The organism is Acinetobacter sp. 228 (assembly GCF_048147885.1).
In genome coordinates, this window is sequence record NZ_JAYWYV010000005.1 from 151,190 (window position 1) to 169,333 (window position 18,144).

The following is an 18,144-nucleotide window of genomic DNA, read 5'->3' on the forward strand; positions in this document are numbered from 1 at the left end:
AAAACTATAGAAGAGGTAAAATTATTAAAGTGATAATTATTATTTTCCATAAAATTAAAGTGTAGGAGAAGTGTTAGAAAAGACTTGCTTCTAAACAAGAAAAATTAATTTGTATCAAAAAATAACAAAAGATTAGCAAAATGTGAATAAAAAATATTTTTTAAGTCCTTTATATTGAGCCTATCACGAATAACTAATGATCAAAAATAAGTTCTTTTGAGGAGAGGAATAATGAAACCTTTGAATAATATTTTAGCAGTATCTATTTTAGCTATAGCCGCTAGTTCTGCTATGGCCGCAGATGAAATTATCGTAACAGATGAGGGCGTTACTGAATTCTCTTTCTTTAAACCAGCTTCTGTTCGTGCTGAAGTAGGTACTACCGGTTACGGTGGTGCAATTTCCTGGAGTGCTAACCCATATGTAGGCGTCACTTTAGGTTATAACGGTGGTGATATTTCTTGGTCTGATGATTTATCTATCAATGGAACAAAGTATGATTTGGATCTGGATAACAACCTGACTTACTTGAATGCTGAAATTCGTCCTTGGGCGAACTGGTTCTATATGGCAGCAGGGGTAGCATATACTGATAATGATTATGGTTTAACTCGCAGTATTGGTGGAGGTAACACTTTAAGTATTGATAACAATGATTATCAGCTTGCTCCAGGTGCTACTGAAGGTCGTGTGGATGGTAAACTATCATATAAAAACAGTATTGCACCTTACGTAGGCATTGGTTTTTCACCAGCCATTACCAACCGTTGGGGTATATTTGGTGAAGTTGGTGCCTATTACAATGGTAACCCAGAAGTTAATTTAACAGCTACTGGTCTTGCGCCTGTAACAGGTTCCCCTAGTGTAGCGGAAGCAATTCAGAACGAAGAACGCAAAATTCGCGAAGATAACAAGTATGAATGGTTCCCGGTAGCGAAACTCGGTGTAAGCTTCCGCTTCTAAGATTTGACCTTAAAAAAAACGAGCTTCGGCTCGTTTTTTTATGCATTTTTAAAAGTATTTTTAAAATCTTAAACTGGTTTTAAGTCTAGGACCCTCTCATAAAAAGCTATGTATAAATCTATAAGCCGTGTAATAGGCCTATGTGGTATAAACGCAAACTTTAAAATTTTTATTAGATTGACCTGTTACTACATCCTAAGTTGCTTGCATCTGTTAGAGAGGTACTACTCTAATATTTGAACTGGTATCTGGATTGAATGTTGCCCTCGGAGTTCCCGTTCCAGAATTTTATAACAAAGGTTTGATCGAATGGTTATACCTGACAGCTGATTTCAGGTTCAAACCAAGCAAAGGGAACTTCAGCTGTAATGAATTTTTCAAAATTAATATTTTTAATGTGTGTCTATATAAAAATAAAAAAGAGGCCACTTAGCCTCTTTGATCAAAAACTGAAAATCATGCACTCTATTCGTCTGGATAAGCCACTTTTTTCAGAGCTTTAATATCCGCATCTGGCGAGCAGAGTGAAATAAACTCGTAGCCATAACCACGCAGTAAATGACCTTTACGTACTGCAATCCAGGTGGTATTTACTCCGAAAATATCAGTTTTAATCTGTCTTAAACGGTAATCACGCTCAGGGTCATAAGCCACATCGTTAACGATGCCGACGCCCATATTCATTTCTACATAGGTCTTGATCACATCAGCATCAAGAGCAGACATCACAATATCTACATCAAAACCGGCCTCTTCAAAAGCGGTGTCAATCTTAGAGCGACCGGTAAAACCACCATGGTAGGTAATGATCGGATAATTTGCCAAGTCTTCGATAGTGACTTTTTCTTTCTGGGTCAGAGGATGATTCTGTGGGGTAATAATACTGTGCTGCCAGTTATAGTAAGGCACACTGGCCAGATTATCTTCAGTGGTGAGTGCTTCAGTTGCAATACCGATATCCGCCTGACCTTGCAGCAGCATTTCCGTGATTTCAACCGGGCTTGCCTGTTGTAAAATCAGGTGAACTTTGGGGAATTCTTTTTTAAACTGACTGACAATCGGCGGCAGCACATAACGTGCCTGCGTATGCGTGGTCGCTATGGTCAAGGTGCCTTCATCGACTTTGTTAAAATCATCAGCCAGACGTTTGATATTGTCAGCATCAACCAGCATGCGTTCCACAATCCCTAAAAGTGCCTGACCTGGCTCGGTTAAGCCTAACAAACGTTTACCCTTACGGATAAAGAGCTGCACCCCGAGTTCATCTTCCAGATCTTTAATGTGCTTACTTACCCCAGACTGTGAGGTATAAAGTGCAGCTGAAGCTTCAGTTAAGTTAAAGTTCTGTCTAACTGTTTCTCGTATAATTCTTAATTGTTGAAAATTCATGATTTTCTTTACCCTTTAAGAGGATGGGGTATTTTAAAACCCCATCTTTTGATCTTAAGCGACCTGGTTTTCAAATAAATGCAAGTTAACTGCACTTAACCACACGGTTTGATTTGGGCGGAATTGATGCGCTCTCGCTTCATCAGGTGTGAGTAAAATTTCAATCAGGTTGCCTTGTCGATCATTCAGTTCTGCAACCACTTTGCCAGCAATCCACAATTCACGAATAAAGGTGGCCTGAATTGCATTGTCATGTGGCTGTGCATGAATGCGTAAGTCATCTGGACGTGCGAATAAAATAACTTCGCCTTGAGCAGCATTTTTTGCACCCTCAAACTGGATGCGGTCTTCACCAAGCTGGATGAGGCCGCCATGATTCTGACCTTCAAAACGATTTGCCTGACCCAAAAAGTCAAATACAAATGGCGTTTTCGGTGTTTCATAGACTTCACGTGGTGAACCGATTTGCTCCACATCACCTTTGTTCATCACTACGATCTGATCCGCAACTTCAAGTGCTTCTTCCTGATCATGAGTTACAAAGATCGATGTAATATGCAGTTCATCATGCAGGGTACGTAACCAGCGACGTAGCTCTTTACGGACTTTGGCATCCAGTGCACCAAAAGGTTCATCCAGTAATAATACACGTGGTTCAACTGCCAGAGCACGTGCCAGTGCAATACGTTGACGCTGACCCCCAGAAAGCTGGGCTGGATAACGATCGGCCAGGAAACCGAGCTGAACCAAGTCGAGTAAACGTGTCACACGTTTTTTAATTTCCGCTTCTGATGGACGGGTTTTACGTGGGCGCACACGCAGGCCAAAGGCAATATTGTCAAATACCGTCATATGGCGGAACAGGGCATAGTGCTGGAATACGAAGCCGACTTCACGCTCCCGTACATGCACATTGGTAGCATCTTCGCCCTCAAGAATGACCTGACCGCCATCTGCCGATTCCAGACCAGCAATAATACGTAGCAGGGTGGTTTTACCACAGCCTGATGGACCCAGTAGAGCCACTAACTGACCATCCGGGAAATCTAGTGAAATGTTTTTCAGTGCATGGAATGCACCAAAGTGTTTTTCAATATTTTTAACTTGAATACTCATGTGGGCATTCCTTAAGAAACTGTTAAATCATCATTACGTTTGTCTTGTTTTTCCTGGCGCAGTTCTACCCAGGTTTTTAGAACCAAGGTTACAATTGCGAGGAGAGCCAGAAGTGAAGACACGGCAAACGCAGCACTGAAAGTATATTCGTTATAGAGAATCTCGACGTGGAGCGGCAAGGTATTGGTTTCGCCGCGGATATGACCAGAAACCACCGATACTGCACCAAACTCACCCATAGCACGTGCATTACATAGAATTACACCGTAGATTAGGCCCCACTTGATGTTTGGCAGGGTCACCTTCCAGAAAGTCTGCCAGCCAGAAGCACCGAGTACAATTGCTGCCTCTTCTTCTTCAGTACCTTGTGCTTCCATTAACGGAATCAGCTCACGGGCAACAAAAGGTACGGTAATGAAGACGGTTGCCAGAACAATCGCAGGCACCGCGTACAGGATCTTGATGTCATTGTCCATCAGCCAGGAACCCATCCAGCCTTGGGTACCAAAAATCAGTACCAGCATTAACCCGGCAATTACGGGTGAAACCGAGAAAGGCATATCGATCAGGGTGGTGAGGAATGACTTGCCACGGAAATTAAACTTGGCCACTGACCATGCAGCAGCAACACCAAATACGACATTGAGTGGTACTGCGATTGCAGCAGTCAACAAGGTGAGTTTCACTGCCGACAAGGTATCCGGATGTACCAGAGCCTGGGTATAAACACCTATTCCCTGTTTGAAAGCTTCTACAAAAACCAGAATCAGCGGCAGAATCAGGCAACTCAAAAAGAAAATCAGTGCAATGGTAATCAGGGTATAACGTACCCAGGTTGGCTCACGGGTTGCATCGCGGGATTGCAGCTTTTCAGCCAGTACATTGCTGTTGGTATTTAAACTCATCGTGCAGTTCTCCCGGTACGGCGGCTTGCCCAGGCTTGCAGTAAGTTAATCAGAAACAGCAAGACAAAAGAAATCAGCAACATCACTACTGCAATTGTGGTTGCACCTGCATAGTCATATTCTTCCAGGCGAGAAATAATCATTAAGGGGGCAATTTCTGTTTCAAAAGGCTGGTTACCAGCAATAAATATCACGGAGCCATATTCACCAACACCACGGGCGAAGGCCAAAGCGAAGCCAGTGATCAGCGCAGGCAGAAGGATTGGAAAAATCACTTTGGTGATAATCTGAAAACGGTTGGCACCCAGTGCAGAAGCCGCTTCTTCCAGTTCAGTTTCCAGATCACTCAGTACCGGTTGGACGGTACGCACTACAAAAGGCAGACCAATAAAGATCAGCGCTAATGTAATACCAATCGGGGTATAGGCGACTTTAATACCCAGCGGTTCTAGATATTGACCAATCCAGCCGGTCGGTGCATATAAAGAGGTCAGGGCAATACCCGCAACCGCGGTGGGTAAGGCAAATGGCAAATCTACCAAAGCATCGACAAGACGCTTGCCCGGAAAGCTGTAACGTACCAGACACCAGGCCAGTAACAGGCCAAATACTACATTTACCAGTGCGGCAAAAATCGCTGCGCTGAAACTGAGTTGCAGTGATTTTTGGATACGTTCAGAGCTCAGGATCTCCCATAAGCCTTCCCAGCCAATGCCTAGTGATTTAATAAAAACAGCAGACAGGGGGATCAGAACGATTAATGACAAATACGCTAGGGTAAAGCCTAGAGAAAGACCAAATCCTGGCAGCACTCGGGATCGCTGCGACATGATTACTCCTCAAAAGAGAGAATGCTGGTTAAAAATAACCAGCGAAATTAGAAAATAAATTTGGCACAAGCATAGTTTGCAGCGACTAAAATGCAAATTTAAAATAATACTTGCTATCATCAACTTTGCTGATATATGGCATAGCGTTTTCTGAAATTAAATATTGTTCAATTTCAGGAAAAGGACCGAAACCTGAAGCGACATTGACATGACCGACTGCACCCAGATTAACCGGTTTGATTTTCCAGGCCTGGGCCAGTAAGTGCGCATCTTCAAAGCTTAACCATGGATCATTTTCACTGATTAATAATTTGGTAGGTACTTGAAGCTTGAGCTGTTGAAAATAGGCGCTGTAGTCTGTTTGACTATCAAGCGCAAAACCATTTTCCCCAAAGCGTGCCGGATTAGCCGGCGCCACCAATAGCAGATTTTTTACTTTTGCATTGAGTTCCGGATGTTGGGCAAGGGCAGCTACACTGGTCAGACAGCCAAAGCTGTGCGCCACAATCTGCACGTCCTCTGGAATAGCTTGCAGCATATTGACAAATTCAATGATCCATTTCTGCAAAACCGGATGATTCCAATCCTTTTGTTGCACACGAGAGCATCGAGTTAGCCGTTGTTGTAACCATGTTTGCCAGTGATTGTATTCGCTACCACCGACACCTGGAACAATAAGCGTATGGGTCATATCAATGCTCCTCAGAGACCAGCTGTGAATTACTTCGCGCTGTTTGCCTTTACAATTTGATCAAACACGCCACCATTTTCAAAATGTGTTTTCTGGACTTTATCCCAGCCCCCAAATTCCTGATCAATGGTGACAAGTTTTAATGGCTTAAATACCTGGCTGTATTTGGCCAGAACTTTGGCAGTACGTGGACGATAGAAGTTACGTGCCGAAATTTCCTGACCAAGGGGGGAATACAGGAAGTTTAAATAACCCTGAGCCAGGTATTTGTTGCCTTTTTTAGCAGCATTTTTTTCTACAATCGCAACCGGCGGCTCAGCCAGAATCGACAGTGATGGGGTTACAATTTCAAACTTGCCCGGCTGTTCACGAAGGGCAAGATGCGCCTCATTTTCCCAAGCCAGTAAAACATCCCCAATCCCGCGTTCAGCAAAAGTCGTGGTTGAGCCACGTGCTCCAGAATCTAGCACTTTGGTATTTTTATAGATTTTACGGACAAATTCTTGCGCAGTTTTATCGTTTCCACCTGCCTGATGCTTGGCCCAAGCCCATGCAGCCAGATAATTCCAGCGCGCACCGCCTGAGGTTTTCGGGTTTGGCGTAATGATCGCTACACCGGGTTTAACCAGATCTCCCCAGTCTTTAATCCCTTTGGGATTGTTTTTGCGCACCAGGAAAACGATAGTTGAAGTATAGGGTGTCGAGTTATTGGGTAAATTCTTTTGCCAGTCTGCAGGTAACAGTTTGGCTTTCGCTTCCAGTACATCAATATCAGCGGCCAGAGCTAATGTCACGACATCGGCATCCAGTCCATCAATTACCGCGCGAGCCTGTTTGCCTGAACCGCCATGCGATTGCTTAAAATTGATTTTTTGACCGGTACGGCTTTCCCAGTATTTGCCAAAATTCTTATTTACATCTTCATACAGTTCACGGGTCGGATCATAGGATACATTGAGAAAATCACGTGCTGCTGCACCAAATGAGGTTACCGAGATAACAGCTGCTAAAACCCCAAGTTTTAATGTATTTGAAATGCTCATCTGGACTGAATCTCTGATATGTTCTGTAACATAAGTGCAGAATAAACTCATTCTTTATGCATAAAAAATAATTAAAAATGAATTTTATATGAAAAAAAGAGATAAATAACCTCTTAAGTGTTTGAAATAAGAATGGCCTTACGAATAAAGGCCATAATGAACTGCATTTAAAGTATTATTTTGCGTGATTGGCTTTAACAATCTGGTCAAACACACCGCCATTGTCAAAATGCTGTTTCTGAACTTTGGTCCAGCCACCAAACTCTTTATCAATGGTTACCAGCTTCAATGGCTTGAATACATTATTGTGCTGCTTCAGGACATTCGCATTACGTGGACGGTAAAAGTTTTTCGCCGCCACAGTTTGCCCAGCAGGTGAATAGAGGTAATTTAAATAGGCTTTGGCGAGGTTTTCATTACCGTCTTTTTTTGCATTTTTTTCTACAATCGCCACCGGTGGTTCAGCCAGAATAGACAGAGAAGGGGTAATAATCTCAAATTTACCCGGTTGTTCACGGACAGCTAAATGCGCTTCGTTTTCCCAGGCCAGTAATACATCCCCAATCCCACGTTCAGCAAAAGTCGTTGTGGCACCGCGTGCTCCAGAATCCAGTACTTTGGTCTGTTTATAGATTTGACGCACAAAGTCTTGTGCTTTAGCATCATTGCCACCTTTTTGATGTTTGGCCCATGCCCAGGCAGCCAGATAATTCCAGCGTGCACCACCTGAAGTTTTTGGGTTCGGGGTAATAATGTCTACGCCCGGTTTAACCAGATCTCCCCAGTCTTTGATCCCTTTTGGATTGCCTTTATGTACAAGGAAAACGATAGTTGAAGTATAGGGTGTCGAATTCTGCGGGAATTTCTTTTGCCAGTCTTTAGGCAGCAAACCTCGTTCTGCAATCTCATCAATATCTGCTGCCAGTGCCAATGTCACAACATCGGCATCCAGTCCGTCAATCACGGCACGTGCCTGTTTGCCTGAACCACCATGTGACTGTTTATAGTTAATATCCTGACCGGTGGTTTTTTTCCAGTATGCGCTGAATTCCTTATTGAAATTATCATATAATTCACGAGTCGGGTCATATGAAACGTTTAGGAAATCTTTTGCAGAGACACTAAAAGCGCTTGCTGATACCAGTGCTGCCAATACCCCAATTTTTAATTTACGAATGCTCATTTTTGCCTCAAGTTTTTTAGCTTTTGTTAGATGAGGCAAGAATAGCTTGAGTTTTTTTGCATAAAAAATAATTAAAAAAGAATTGGATGTGAGTAAAAGAGATATATAGGTGAAGCCTGGATATTACTGCTCAATTTATATTTTAGAGACCGTAAAAATATGCTGTATTTAAAAAATGCCCAACGTGTCAGTCATATAGAGGTGCTGGATCGTGGCTTTCATTATGGTGATGGTTGTTTTACTACGGCCCGGATTCGACATAACCGGATTGAATTGTATGATCGTCATTTGACACGTTTGCAAAACAGCAATCAGAGCTTAAGCCTGAATGCCAATCTCGATCTGATCACGGAAAGTTTACAGCTTCTCGGGGAATCAGAGGGTAAGCTGAACGGGACATTAAAGATTGTGCTCAGTCGTGGAGTGGGTCAGCGCGGTTATAGTTTGCCGGATCATCCAGCAGATCTCTGGCTGTTTTATTATCCTCAAGACATACAGGATTTTAAGTTTGAACAGATTCAAAGTGGCGTATTGCAGCGGGCAGTGGGATTGACCATGCCCAGTCTGGTTGGACTGAAAACCCTGAACCGCCTGGAGCAGGTTTTACTGAAACAGGAAGCAGATCAACGCGGCTGGCCTGAGGCAATAGTGACAGATGTACAAGGTGGCATTGTCGAAGGGGTGAGCAGTAATTGTTTCATTCTTATAAAGAATACATGGATTACGCCGGAACTCCGTTATAATGGCGTCTTCGGTGTCATGCGTGCAGAAATTCTACAACGTATGCAAGATCAGGGTATTGTCTGTGAACAACGATATATGGGTATGGATGAAATTTCCCATATTCGGAGTCTGTTTTTCTGCAATGCACTCAGCCCGATGAAAATTGTCACACAATTTGAGCAGCGCGCCTTGGATGGCAATGCTTGTATTGAACTTTTTAACCGTCTTCGATTAAACCAGATGTCTTAATATGTCAGCTTCCAAACCTAAAGCCAAAAAGAACAATAAGGTGAGATCTTCCTCATCTTTCAAAGGAATTGTTTTAGTACTGATTGGTATTGCTTTGATCCTGGGGTTAATCCTAAAGAGCAGTTTGTGGAAAGATTATCCTGTTGAAGGAAAAAAACAGCTGCTCGCGATTGAATCTGGTCAAACCTATTCCGGTTTCATTGATCGCCTGGCCAAAGAAGATCAGGTGAGTTTTCCGATCATCCTTAAACTGTATCAGCGCATCATGATTCATGACACCATGAAAGCGGGCGTGTATGAAGTACGTCAAGGCATGAGTATTCGTCAGGTATTGGAAATGATTTCCAATGCAGACAATGCCCAGATGAGCCGGATTCTGGTGATTGAAGGCACAACATTTAAACAGCTGGTCGATATCCTGAAAAAAAATGATCTGGTTACCAAGGAAGTGCTGCATCTGCCTACTGCGCAATTACTGAAAGAACTCAATATTACGTATTCACATCCCGAAGGGTTGTTTGCACCGGATACTTACTTCTTTGCCAAAGGTGAAACAGACCGCAAGATTCTGACCAATCTGTATCAGCGACAGATGAAAATACTGGATGAAGCGTGGGCAAAACGCGCGGCTGATCTACCGTATCAGAATAAATATGACGCGCTGATTATGGCATCAATTATTGAAAAAGAGACCAGTATTGACCGTGAGCTGGAACAGGTTTCCGGGGTGTTTATACGGCGTTTAAAAAACGGTATGCGTTTACAGACTGATCCAACGGTAATTTACGGAATGGGTGACAGCTATAACGGTAATATTACCCGCAAGGATTTACGCACACCGACGCCGTATAATACCTATACCATTTCAGGTTTGCCGCCAACACCAATTGCCTTGCCAAGCAAGAAAGCCATTGAAGCAGCCATGCATCCAGATAATTCTGAGAATCTGTACTTTGTAGCGACCGGCGATGGTGGACATAAATTCACCACCAATCTGAATGATCACAATAAAGCAGTGCAGGAATATCTGACGATTTTACGTTCGAAAAGTAAGGAATGAGTATGTTTATTAGCTTTGAAGGCACAGAAGGTGTGGGTAAAACTACGCTCATTCGTTCGATCTATGCAGATTTTATCGCGCAGGGCAAGGACGTTATTCTCACTCGCGAACCGGGCGGAACACCAATGGCCGAGCAGATTCGTTCGCTATTGCTGACAGTGAATCATGAAGAAACCATGGCGCATGATACCGAGTTGCTGTTGATGTATGCAGCGCGTGCCCAGCATCTGGCACAAGTGATTCTGCCTGCATTAGAAGCCGGAAAGATTGTGCTGTGTGACCGTTTTAGCGATGCCAGCTTTGCCTATCAATGCGCGGGTAGGGGCCTGAGTGAAACCAAGTTGCAGGTACTGAATACCCACTTTGTTGCACGTATGCCAGACATTACCTTCTGGTTAGAAGCCCCTATTGAGCTGGGAATGAACCGTGCACGTGAACGTGGGGCACTGGATCGTTTTGAACAGGAGAAAGTCACTTTCTTTGAGAAAGTGAGGGCAGGTTATGAAAGCTTGTGGCAACGTTATCCAGAACGCATCAAACGTCTGGATGCGACCCAAACCCCTGAACAGGTATTTGAGCAGGCCTTAAGTTATCTAAAATAAGCTGAGTCTTAAAATACTTTTTTTATTTGAGTTTTCTCTAGGGTGATTCGTGAAAAATCTTCTATATTAAGATGAATATAGAAGATTTTTTATAATATGAGAACGACTAAAACTGAAATAGAACAATTTTTACAACAAGAGTTTCCACAAAGCCTGGAGAAGTGCCGGATTGAGGAAATTTCTCCGCGTGGAGCTACTTTGCTGTATCAGGTGAGATCAGAGGAATTGCGTCCAGGCGGCACCGTTTCTGGTCCAACCATGATGACCTTGGCAGATTTTGCTCTTTATGTTGCGATTCTGGGTGAAATTGGATTGGTCGGTTTGGCCGTGACCACTAACTTGAATATCAATTTCTTACGTAAGCCTTCAGGTGGAACCGATATACGCGGAGAATGTAAGCTGATCAAGGTCGGTAAGGCGCTAATTGTGGGAGAAGTCTGGATTTATTCGATAGATCATGAAGAACCTGTGGCGCATGTGACCGGAACATATTCAATTCCACCAAAACGTTAAATATTTGAAAGTTAGAAGACTAGCTATAAATAAAATAGCCTAAGCTAAATTGAAGCAAATAAAAATTTAAAAATAATAGGAGATATGCTGCCGATCAGCATATCTTCCCAGATTATTTAAATATTGACCAGTGGGGTTTCTACTTCAAAATTTGGTGGGGTGAGTACAGTTTTGCGTAGTTCAGGCAGTAGCGCTGGATAATCGAGCGTGAAATGCAGACCACGAGATTCTTTGCGGTGCATGGCACAGCGTACAATCATCTCGGAAACCAGTACCAGATTACGAAGCTCGATCAGGTTTTTACTGACCTGATAATCCTGGTAGTACTCGGTGATTTCTTTTTTTAGCATTTCAATACGATGCAAGGCACGTTCCAGACGCTTCGTGGTACGTACAATCCCGACATAATTCCACATGGTTTGCCGTAACTCATCCCAGTTTTGCAGAATTACCACATCTTCATCCGGATTAGTGACCTGGGAATCATCCCAAGCTGGTACTGCAGGAAAGCTATAGGCAGGATTGAAATGAGTTTGGATATGTTCGGCCGCACTCATACCATAAACAAAGCATTCTAAAAGTGAGTTACTGGCCATACGGTTAGCACCATGTAGACCGGTATAAGAGGTTTCCCCAATTGCATAGAGTCCGGCAATATCAGTCTGACTGTTTTCATCAACTACGACACCACCGCAGGTGTAATGGGCTGCCGGAACAACTGGAATCATGTCCTTGGTAATGTCGATCCCTAGTTCAAGTAAACGGGCGTACAGGGTAGGGAAATGTTCTTTGACAAAGCTTTCATCTTTATGGGTAATGTCCAGCCAGACATGCCGAATACCAAGACGCTTGATTTCATAGTCGATGGCACGTGCCACAATATCACGCGGTGCGAGTTCGGCGCGTTCGTCAAAACGCAGCATAAAGCGTTCGCCATCAGGCAGGCGTAGATAAGCGCCTTCGCCGCGCATTGCTTCAGTAATCAGGAAAGAACGTGCTTGCGGATGATAAAGGCAGGTCGGATGAAACTGGTTAAATTCCATATTGGCGACCCGGCAGCCGGCACGATAAGCCATCGCAATACCATCACCCGTAGCAATATCCGGATTTGAAGTATATAAATAAGCTTTCATGGCACCGCCACAGGCTAGGGCGGTAAATGGGGCCAAGAAGGTATGCACTTTTTCAGTTTGTTCATCCAGGGCATATAAACCCAGAGCACGATTATTACCGTCTAACCCCAGCTTTTGTGAACAGATCAGGTCAATCGCAATATAATTTTCAAAGATTTTAATATTCTGTTTTTCTTGAGCCCGTTGTACCAGGGTAGTGGAAATCGCCCGACCCGTGGCATCGGCAGCATGAATAATTCGGCGCTGTGAATGACCACCTTCACGGGTAAGATGTAACTGTTCCTGTTCGTCGAGGGTAAATTGCACGCCGTGTTTCAGCAAAAAATCAACTGACGGTTTCCCACCTTCTACTGTCTGTTTTACCGCTTCCATTTCACACAGCTGCGCACCTGCAATCATGGTGTCATCAATATGCTGTTCAATTGAGTCCATTTCATCCAGGACTGCGGCTACCCCGCCTTGCGCATAAAAGGTACTGGCATCTGTTAGGGTAGATTTCGCTAAGACTGCAATATTAAAATGGTCTGGGAGCGATAAGGCTAAACTTAAACCGGCACCGCCGCTGCCCACAATAATGACGTCAAATTGATGGGTAAGAGATGAATGAGACATGTCCATCAGCTAATTTTAAAAAAGTTTGGTAATAACAGCGCTTTTTTGTGCAAAAGGCAAGCATTGAAGTGCTCATTTATTGATGAAAAAAATTAATCAAAGTCTTAACTTAGGGTTTTGATAATGAGATATTGTCCAGAGCGACGTTTTGAAACATTTTATTACTTAAACTTTACAGTGTTTGTGATAAAACCTATTTACATAAATTTATCAACAATTTGAGTGAATAATTTATATGAAAATTCTAGACTTAAAAAAAGGATTATTTGCAGCGACCCTCACCATGAGTGCTGCACAGTTGCAGGCGGTCACGCCGGTTGATTTTTCAAATCTGGTGGAGCAGGTTAGTCCTGCTGTAGTTAGTGTCAATGTCGTTAAGAAAATGAGCGAAGAAGAGCTCTTACAACAACAAGTTCCGGAAATTCTGCGCCGCTTTTTTGGCAATCAGGTGATTATTCCGCAGCAGCGTATGCCACAGGAAAAGACAGGCTATGGCAGTGCATTCTTTATCAGCAAGGATGGTTATCTGCTGACCAATCATCATGTGGTTGAGGATGCTTCCAAAGTCACCATTACCCTGAATGACCGTCGTGAAATTGATGCCACTGTTGTCGGTAGTGATGCACGAACTGACGTAGCTTTGCTTAAAGTTAATGGCTCGAATTTTCCAGAATTACGCACAGGAGATGTCGGACGCTTACGTGTTGGTGAGCCTGTTCTTGCCATTGGTTCGCCATTTGGCTTTGATTATTCCGCTTCTGCTGGAATTGTCAGTGCCAAAATGCGCAACATGATGGGTGAAACTGCAGTCCCTTTTATCCAGACCGATGTAGCTCTAAACCCAGGTAATTCCGGTGGCCCTCTGTTTAACCAGCGTGGTGAAGTAGTTGGTGTTAACTCACGGATCTTTAGTGGAACCGGTGGGTATATGGGTTTGTCCTTCTCGATCCCGATTGATGTGGCGATGGAAGTTGCGGATCAATTGAAGAAGAACGGCAAAGTGACGCGTTCATATCTGGGGGTGAGTTTGCAGGATATCGACCGTAATCTGGCTGAGTCTTATAACCTGCCTAAGCCTGAAGGTTCTCTGGTGACTCAGGTTGCGCCAAATTCACCGGCTGCACGTGCAGGTCTGCGTGCCAGTGATGTCATTTTAAAATACAACGGTACCCCAATTTCACGTACCAGTGAATTGTTGAACTATCTGAACCGTACTGCACCCCAGCAGCAGGTACAGCTTGAAATTTTACGTGATGATAAACGTCGTAGTCTTTCAGCGACTTTAAGTGCGGCACCAGATGATACGCCAGCAAAAGCAGGCACGCAGACTCAGCCGAACAAAGGGCCAGTAATCGGAGTTTCAATTCGTGATCTTAGTCCGGCAGAGCTGGCGCAGTTAGAAATTAAAGGTGGGGTTGTGATTCAGGATGTACGACCAGGTGGTATTGCGGCACAGGCACGAATTATGCCGAATGATGTGATCACGCAAATTAATAACCAGAAAGTACTGAATTCCAATCAGTTTGTGCAAGAGGTGTCTGAACTGAAAAAGGGTAGCATCGCGCGCGTGACCTTGATCCGTCAGGGTCAGCTTGCTGTGGTTGGCATGCGTATCTCATAAAATTGCTAGATTTTCATGAAAGACCGCTTGTATAAGCGGTTTTTTATTTTTTGCAATTTACCCCAGCGATAAATTCGGTAGACTCTATAACCTTAAAATCATGGAAAGGATAACAGCGAAGTGAGCGGTATTTTTGATCTTGATTTAAAGGTTCAAGCCAAACATATTGATGGATTAGGTCATGTGAACAATGTGATCTATGTGCAATGGATGCAGGATGTCGCATCAGCTCATATTGAAAAACTGGGCTTGGGATTAAAGCAATATGTGGAACTGAAACATGCCATGGTCGCGGTTGAGCATCAGGTGCAATACCGTAAGGCGGCTTTTGAAGGCGATGAGATTATTCTGCGCACCTGGCTGAATGATCTTAATGCCCTGTATTCCTTTAGACAATACGCATTTTATCGGCTCCAGGATCAGACCCTGTTGTTTACCGGCAGTACCCAGTGGGCCTGTATTGAAATGGCCACAGGGCGCCCAAAACGCATGTCACCGACATTTACCCAGGCATATCAGCCACTTTCAGAACATATAAATCCTTTTGATTTTTCCACTTTATATCTGGATTGAAAAGATTAAGCTCTCTAGCCTGATCAGGGTATCGGTCTAGCATTGAGGAGTAAATGGAGGTGGCAGTGATCTTCTACGTATCGTGTTGATTGAGATTTCGCTTGACTGTGGCGTACATAAGGTGAGGGATAAAGGAAAAAATATAATTCTTTTTCTAGATCACCATTCTGCTATAATCCTTCGCAATTTCTATTCGGCTTTTGTTATGTAATATTTTTAAATTACATAGCGCGTTTTTTCTCAAGGTAACCCATGGCGCAAGCTAAAAAATCTGTTGATATTAAAAACATTCGTAACTTCTCGATTATTGCGCACATTGACCATGGTAAATCGACCCTAGCGGATCGCTTTATTCAAACTTGTGGCGGCTTGCAAGATCGTGAAATGCAGGCTCAAGTCCTTGACTCAATGGAGCTTGAGCGCGAACGTGGGATTACCATTAAAGCCACTTCGGTAACCTTGTACTATACTCATCCCAACGGTCAAGAGTATCAGTTGAACTTTATTGATACACCGGGACACGTTGACTTCTCGTATGAAGTATCACGCTCGCTCGCTGCCTGTGAAGGTGCATTGCTGGTGGTAGATGCAGCGCAGGGCGTAGAAGCACAGTCGGTTGCCAACTGCTATACCGCAATTGAACAAGGTCTGGAAGTACTTCCGGTACTGAACAAGATCGACTTGCCGCAAGCTGAGCCTGAACGTGTTATTCAGGAAATTGAAGATATTATCGGAATTGAAGCCACAGAAGCGCCGACCTGTTCTGCAAAAACAGGTTTGGGTATTGAGGGTGTGCTTGAAACACTGGTCAATGTAATTCCTGCACCGGAAGGTGATCGTGAAGCACCATTGCAAGCCCTGATTGTAGATTCATGGTTTGATAACTACCTGGGTGTCGTTTCTCTGGTACGCGTCAAGCAGGGTCGTGTGCGTAAAGGCGACAAGATGTTGATTAAATCAACAGGTCAAACGCACATCATTACTTCTGTGGGGATCTTTAACCCGAAACATACTGAAACAGGTATGTTGGAAGCGGGTGAAGTTGGTTTTGTCATTGCCGGTATCAAAGATATTTTCGGTGCGCCAGTCGGTGATACGATTACCTTGGCAACCACACCTGAAGTGGCAACATTGCCGGGCTTCAAAAAGGTGAAACCGCAGGTTTATGCTGGTCTATTCCCGATTGATGCCAGCGATTTTGAACCTTTCCGTGAAGCTTTGCATAAGCTACAAATCAATGACTCGGCCTTGTTCTTTGAACCTGAAAGTTCAGATGCACTGGGTTTCGGTTTCCGTTGTGGCTTCTTGGGTATGTTGCACATGGAGATCGTACAGGAACGTCTGGAACGTGAGTACGATCTTGACCTAATTTCTTCTGCGCCAACCGTAATTTATGAAGCGGTGATGAAGAATGGCCAGACAATTTATATCGACAGCCCATCCAAAATGCCAGATGGTTCAACGGTTGAAGATTTACGTGAACCGATTGCTGAATGTCATATCCTTGTGCCGCAAGAATACCTAGGTAACGTCATGACATTGTGTGTTGAGCGCCGTGGTGTGCAAAAAGACATGAAGTTTATGGCGAATCAGGTTTCCATTACTTTCGAAATTCCAATGGCCGAAGTGGTCATGGACTTCTTTGATAAATTGAAGTCATGTTCACGTGGTTTTGCCTCACTCGACTATAACTTTGTCCGTTTTGAAAGCTCATCTTTAGTCAAAGTAGATGTCTTGATCAATGGTGAAAAAGTCGATGCCTTGGCGATGATCTGTCACCGTAACGATGCACGCCATCGTGGTATTGCATTGGTTGAAAAGATGAAAGACTTGATTCCACGTCAAATGTTTGATGTGGCGATTCAGGCGGCAATTGGGGCGCAAATCATTGCCCGTTCTACTGTAAAAGCCATGCGTAAAAACGTATTGGCGAAATGTTATGGTGGTGACGTGTCACGTAAGAAAAAACTTCTGTCTAAACAGAAAGAAGGTAAGAAGCGCATGAAACAGGTGGGTAGTGTAGAAATCCCGCAAGAAGCGTTCTTAGCCGTATTAAAAGTCGAACGCTAAAATAATAAGGATATAAGCCCATGGATTTTGATTTTAATTTGATTCTTGTGCCTGCGACTCTGTTTTTTGTCGCAGTATGGTTGCTAGACAAGTTTGTCTTGAAACAAAGGCAAACCCGGGGCAAGGGTAACGAGAATTTCATTATCACTTGGGCTTATGATTTTTGGCCGGTACTTGCCATTGTGCTAATCCTGCGTTCATTTTTATATGAGCCTTTTAATATTCCATCCGATTCGATGGTGCCGACCCTGGAAACTGGCGACTTTATTCTGGTGAACAAGTTCGACTATGGCATCAAACTGCCTATTGTGAATACCAAAATTATTGATACTGGTAGTCCAGAACGTGGTGATGTCGCGGTGTTCCGTTATCCGCCTCAACCTTCCATCAGCTATATCAAACGAATTGTCGGCTTGCCAGGTGATCATATTGTTTATGATCATGGTCAGCTGAGTATTAATGGAAAAAAAGTAGCAAAAGTTCCGGTTGAGTTTAGCCGCGAAAAAGACCGTTTAGATACACCGACAGCTATTTATCATAAAGAAACCCTGGGTGAACATACTTTTACCATGCGTGAGCTGGAAGGGGTTAATGTTGCTCGTCAGGCACCTTATATTAACTATCTGGAAAATGGTAAATATTCAGGTGAAAATGGTTTATATTGGGAAGTAACAGTGCCAGAAGGTCACTACTTCGCGATGGGGGATAATCGCGATCAGAGTGCTGACAGTCGTTTCTGGGGGCTTGTTCCGGAAGAAAACTTAACAGGTCGTGCATTCTATATCTGGATGCATAAAGAACCTGGCTTTAAATTGCCATCGTTTAGTCGAAACGGAACAATTGATTAATTGTTTCAAGCAGGAAAATA

At 43.6% G+C, this 18,144-nt stretch carries 17 protein-coding genes; 9 read left to right on the plus strand and 8 right to left on the minus strand.

Translation table 11 applies throughout. The features are described from left to right. The first annotated feature begins 231 nt into the window (after positions 1–231). The gene (gene carO / locus VXQ92_RS05960; RefSeq protein WP_064096222.1) at positions 232–963 is read left to right on the plus strand and encodes an ornithine uptake porin CarO type 6; all 732 of its coding nucleotides are present in this window, start codon (positions 232–234) and stop codon (positions 961–963) included. Positions 964–1,428: 465 nt separating this feature from the next. On the opposite strand, the gene VXQ92_RS05965 is transcribed toward carO, so the two are convergent. The 7 genes from VXQ92_RS05965 to VXQ92_RS05995 all read right to left on the minus strand — a co-directional run bounded on the left by VXQ92_RS05965 (position 1,429) and on the right by VXQ92_RS05995 (position 8,120). Continuing rightward, positions 1,429–2,352, minus strand: coding sequence for a CysB family HTH-type transcriptional regulator (locus VXQ92_RS05965; RefSeq protein WP_064102787.1), 924 nt, complete (start codon positions 2,350–2,352; stop codon positions 1,429–1,431). Positions 2,353–2,406: 54 nt separating this feature from the next. Next, the gene (locus VXQ92_RS05970; RefSeq protein WP_064102786.1) at positions 2,407–3,468 is read right to left on the minus strand and encodes a sulfate/molybdate ABC transporter ATP-binding protein; all 1,062 of its coding nucleotides are present in this window, start codon (positions 3,466–3,468) and stop codon (positions 2,407–2,409) included. Positions 3,469–3,479: 11 nt separating this feature from the next. Beyond that, complete coding sequence (gene cysW / locus VXQ92_RS05975; protein WP_416680833.1) at positions 3,480–4,373, minus strand: sulfate ABC transporter permease subunit CysW; 894 nt, start codon at positions 4,371–4,373, stop codon at positions 3,480–3,482. Next, positions 4,370–5,203 carry a sulfate ABC transporter permease subunit CysT gene (gene cysT, locus VXQ92_RS05980; protein WP_416680834.1) on the minus strand — a complete coding sequence of 278 codons (834 nt, stop codon included), beginning with the start codon at positions 5,201–5,203 and terminating at the stop codon, positions 4,370–4,372. Before cysT ends, cysW begins: the two co-directional genes overlap by 4 nt. 85 nt (positions 5,204–5,288) lie before the next feature. Beyond that, the gene (locus VXQ92_RS05985; protein WP_064102785.1) at positions 5,289–5,894 is read right to left on the minus strand and encodes an RBBP9/YdeN family alpha/beta hydrolase; all 606 of its coding nucleotides are present in this window, start codon (positions 5,892–5,894) and stop codon (positions 5,289–5,291) included. A 29-nt stretch (positions 5,895–5,923) separates the two neighbouring features. Continuing rightward, the gene (locus tag VXQ92_RS05990; RefSeq protein ID WP_064096471.1) at positions 5,924–6,937 is read right to left on the minus strand and encodes a sulfate ABC transporter substrate-binding protein; all 1,014 of its coding nucleotides are present in this window, start codon (positions 6,935–6,937) and stop codon (positions 5,924–5,926) included. A gap of 175 nt (positions 6,938–7,112) precedes the next feature. Then, entirely contained in the window at positions 7,113–8,120 is a 1,008-nt protein-coding gene (locus tag VXQ92_RS05995) for a sulfate ABC transporter substrate-binding protein (protein WP_064096216.1), read from the minus strand. Between the two features lie 159 nt (positions 8,121–8,279). Here VXQ92_RS05995 and pabC point away from each other — a divergent pair, with 159 nt between their 5' ends. The 4 genes from pabC to VXQ92_RS06015 all read left to right on the plus strand — a co-directional run bounded on the left by pabC (position 8,280) and on the right by VXQ92_RS06015 (position 11,267). Then, positions 8,280–9,092 carry an aminodeoxychorismate lyase gene (pabC, locus tag VXQ92_RS06000; RefSeq protein WP_416680835.1) on the plus strand — a complete coding sequence of 271 codons (813 nt, stop codon included), beginning with the start codon at positions 8,280–8,282 and terminating at the stop codon, positions 9,090–9,092. Position 9,093: 1 nt separating this feature from the next. Then, complete coding sequence (mltG, locus tag VXQ92_RS06005) at positions 9,094–10,152, plus strand: endolytic transglycosylase MltG (RefSeq protein WP_064102781.1); 1,059 nt, start codon at positions 9,094–9,096, stop codon at positions 10,150–10,152. 2 nt (positions 10,153–10,154) lie between these two features. After that, positions 10,155–10,754 (plus strand): dTMP kinase, encoded by a 600-nt coding sequence (gene tmk / locus VXQ92_RS06010; RefSeq protein WP_416680836.1) that lies wholly within the window; start codon positions 10,155–10,157, stop codon positions 10,752–10,754. A gap of 96 nt (positions 10,755–10,850) precedes the next feature. After that, positions 10,851–11,267, plus strand: coding sequence for a PaaI family thioesterase (locus tag VXQ92_RS06015; protein WP_416680837.1), 417 nt, complete (start codon positions 10,851–10,853; stop codon positions 11,265–11,267). Between the two features lie 116 nt (positions 11,268–11,383). Here the strand turns inward: VXQ92_RS06015 and nadB are convergent, their stop codons facing one another. Beyond that, on the minus strand, positions 11,384–13,012 hold the full coding sequence (nadB, locus tag VXQ92_RS06020) for an L-aspartate oxidase (RefSeq protein ID WP_416680838.1): 1,629 nt from the start codon (positions 13,010–13,012) through the stop codon (positions 11,384–11,386). A 235-nt stretch (positions 13,013–13,247) separates the two neighbouring features. On the opposite strand from nadB, the gene VXQ92_RS06025 reads away from it, so the two are divergent. The 4 genes from VXQ92_RS06025 to lepB all read left to right on the plus strand — a co-directional run bounded on the left by VXQ92_RS06025 (position 13,248) and on the right by lepB (position 18,124). Beyond that, positions 13,248–14,633: a Do family serine endopeptidase gene (locus VXQ92_RS06025; protein ID WP_416680839.1), complete on the plus strand. Its 1,386-nt coding sequence runs from the start codon at positions 13,248–13,250 to the stop codon at positions 14,631–14,633. A gap of 120 nt (positions 14,634–14,753) precedes the next feature. Continuing rightward, entirely contained in the window at positions 14,754–15,206 is a 453-nt protein-coding gene (locus tag VXQ92_RS06030; RefSeq protein WP_416680840.1) for an acyl-CoA thioesterase, read from the plus strand. Positions 15,207–15,458: 252 nt separating this feature from the next. Beyond that, positions 15,459–17,276 carry a translation elongation factor 4 gene (lepA, locus tag VXQ92_RS06035; protein ID WP_004279065.1) on the plus strand — a complete coding sequence of 606 codons (1,818 nt, stop codon included), beginning with the start codon at positions 15,459–15,461 and terminating at the stop codon, positions 17,274–17,276. A gap of 20 nt (positions 17,277–17,296) precedes the next feature. Further along, positions 17,297–18,124 (plus strand): signal peptidase I, encoded by an 828-nt coding sequence (lepB, locus tag VXQ92_RS06040; RefSeq protein WP_064096208.1) that lies wholly within the window; start codon positions 17,297–17,299, stop codon positions 18,122–18,124. Positions 18,125–18,144: the final 20 nt, after the last annotated feature.

What these genes read in the sequence shown, in the direction of transcription:
- carO (WP_064096222.1), top strand. Translation starts at nt 232, where the DNA reads ATGAAACCTTTGAATAATATTTTAGCAGTATCTATTTTAGCTATAGCC.
- VXQ92_RS05965 (WP_064102787.1), bottom strand. Translation starts at nt 2,352, where the DNA reads ATGAATTTTCAACAATTAAGAATTATACGAGAAACAGTTAGACAGAAC.
- VXQ92_RS05970 (WP_064102786.1), bottom strand. Translation starts at nt 3,468, where the DNA reads ATGAGTATTCAAGTTAAAAATATTGAAAAACACTTTGGTGCATTCCAT.
- cysW (WP_416680833.1), bottom strand. Translation starts at nt 4,373, where the DNA reads ATGAGTTTAAATACCAACAGCAATGTACTGGCTGAAAAGCTGCAATCC.
- cysT (WP_416680834.1), bottom strand. Translation starts at nt 5,203, where the DNA reads ATGTCGCAGCGATCCCGAGTGCTGCCAGGATTTGGTCTTTCTCTAGGC.
- VXQ92_RS05985 (WP_064102785.1), bottom strand. Translation starts at nt 5,894, where the DNA reads ATGACCCATACGCTTATTGTTCCAGGTGTCGGTGGTAGCGAATACAAT.
- VXQ92_RS05990 (WP_064096471.1), bottom strand. Translation starts at nt 6,937, where the DNA reads ATGAGCATTTCAAATACATTAAAACTTGGGGTTTTAGCAGCTGTTATC.
- VXQ92_RS05995 (WP_064096216.1), bottom strand. Translation starts at nt 8,120, where the DNA reads ATGAGCATTCGTAAATTAAAAATTGGGGTATTGGCAGCACTGGTATCA.
- pabC (WP_416680835.1), top strand. Translation starts at nt 8,280, where the DNA reads ATGCTGTATTTAAAAAATGCCCAACGTGTCAGTCATATAGAGGTGCTG.
- mltG (WP_064102781.1), top strand. Translation starts at nt 9,094, where the DNA reads ATGTCAGCTTCCAAACCTAAAGCCAAAAAGAACAATAAGGTGAGATCT.
- tmk (WP_416680836.1), top strand. Translation starts at nt 10,155, where the DNA reads ATGTTTATTAGCTTTGAAGGCACAGAAGGTGTGGGTAAAACTACGCTC.
- VXQ92_RS06015 (WP_416680837.1), top strand. Translation starts at nt 10,851, where the DNA reads ATGAGAACGACTAAAACTGAAATAGAACAATTTTTACAACAAGAGTTT.
- nadB (WP_416680838.1), bottom strand. Translation starts at nt 13,012, where the DNA reads ATGTCTCATTCATCTCTTACCCATCAATTTGACGTCATTATTGTGGGC.
- VXQ92_RS06025 (WP_416680839.1), top strand. Translation starts at nt 13,248, where the DNA reads ATGAAAATTCTAGACTTAAAAAAAGGATTATTTGCAGCGACCCTCACC.
- lepA (WP_004279065.1), top strand. Translation starts at nt 15,459, where the DNA reads ATGGCGCAAGCTAAAAAATCTGTTGATATTAAAAACATTCGTAACTTC.
- lepB (WP_064096208.1), top strand. Translation starts at nt 17,297, where the DNA reads ATGGATTTTGATTTTAATTTGATTCTTGTGCCTGCGACTCTGTTTTTT.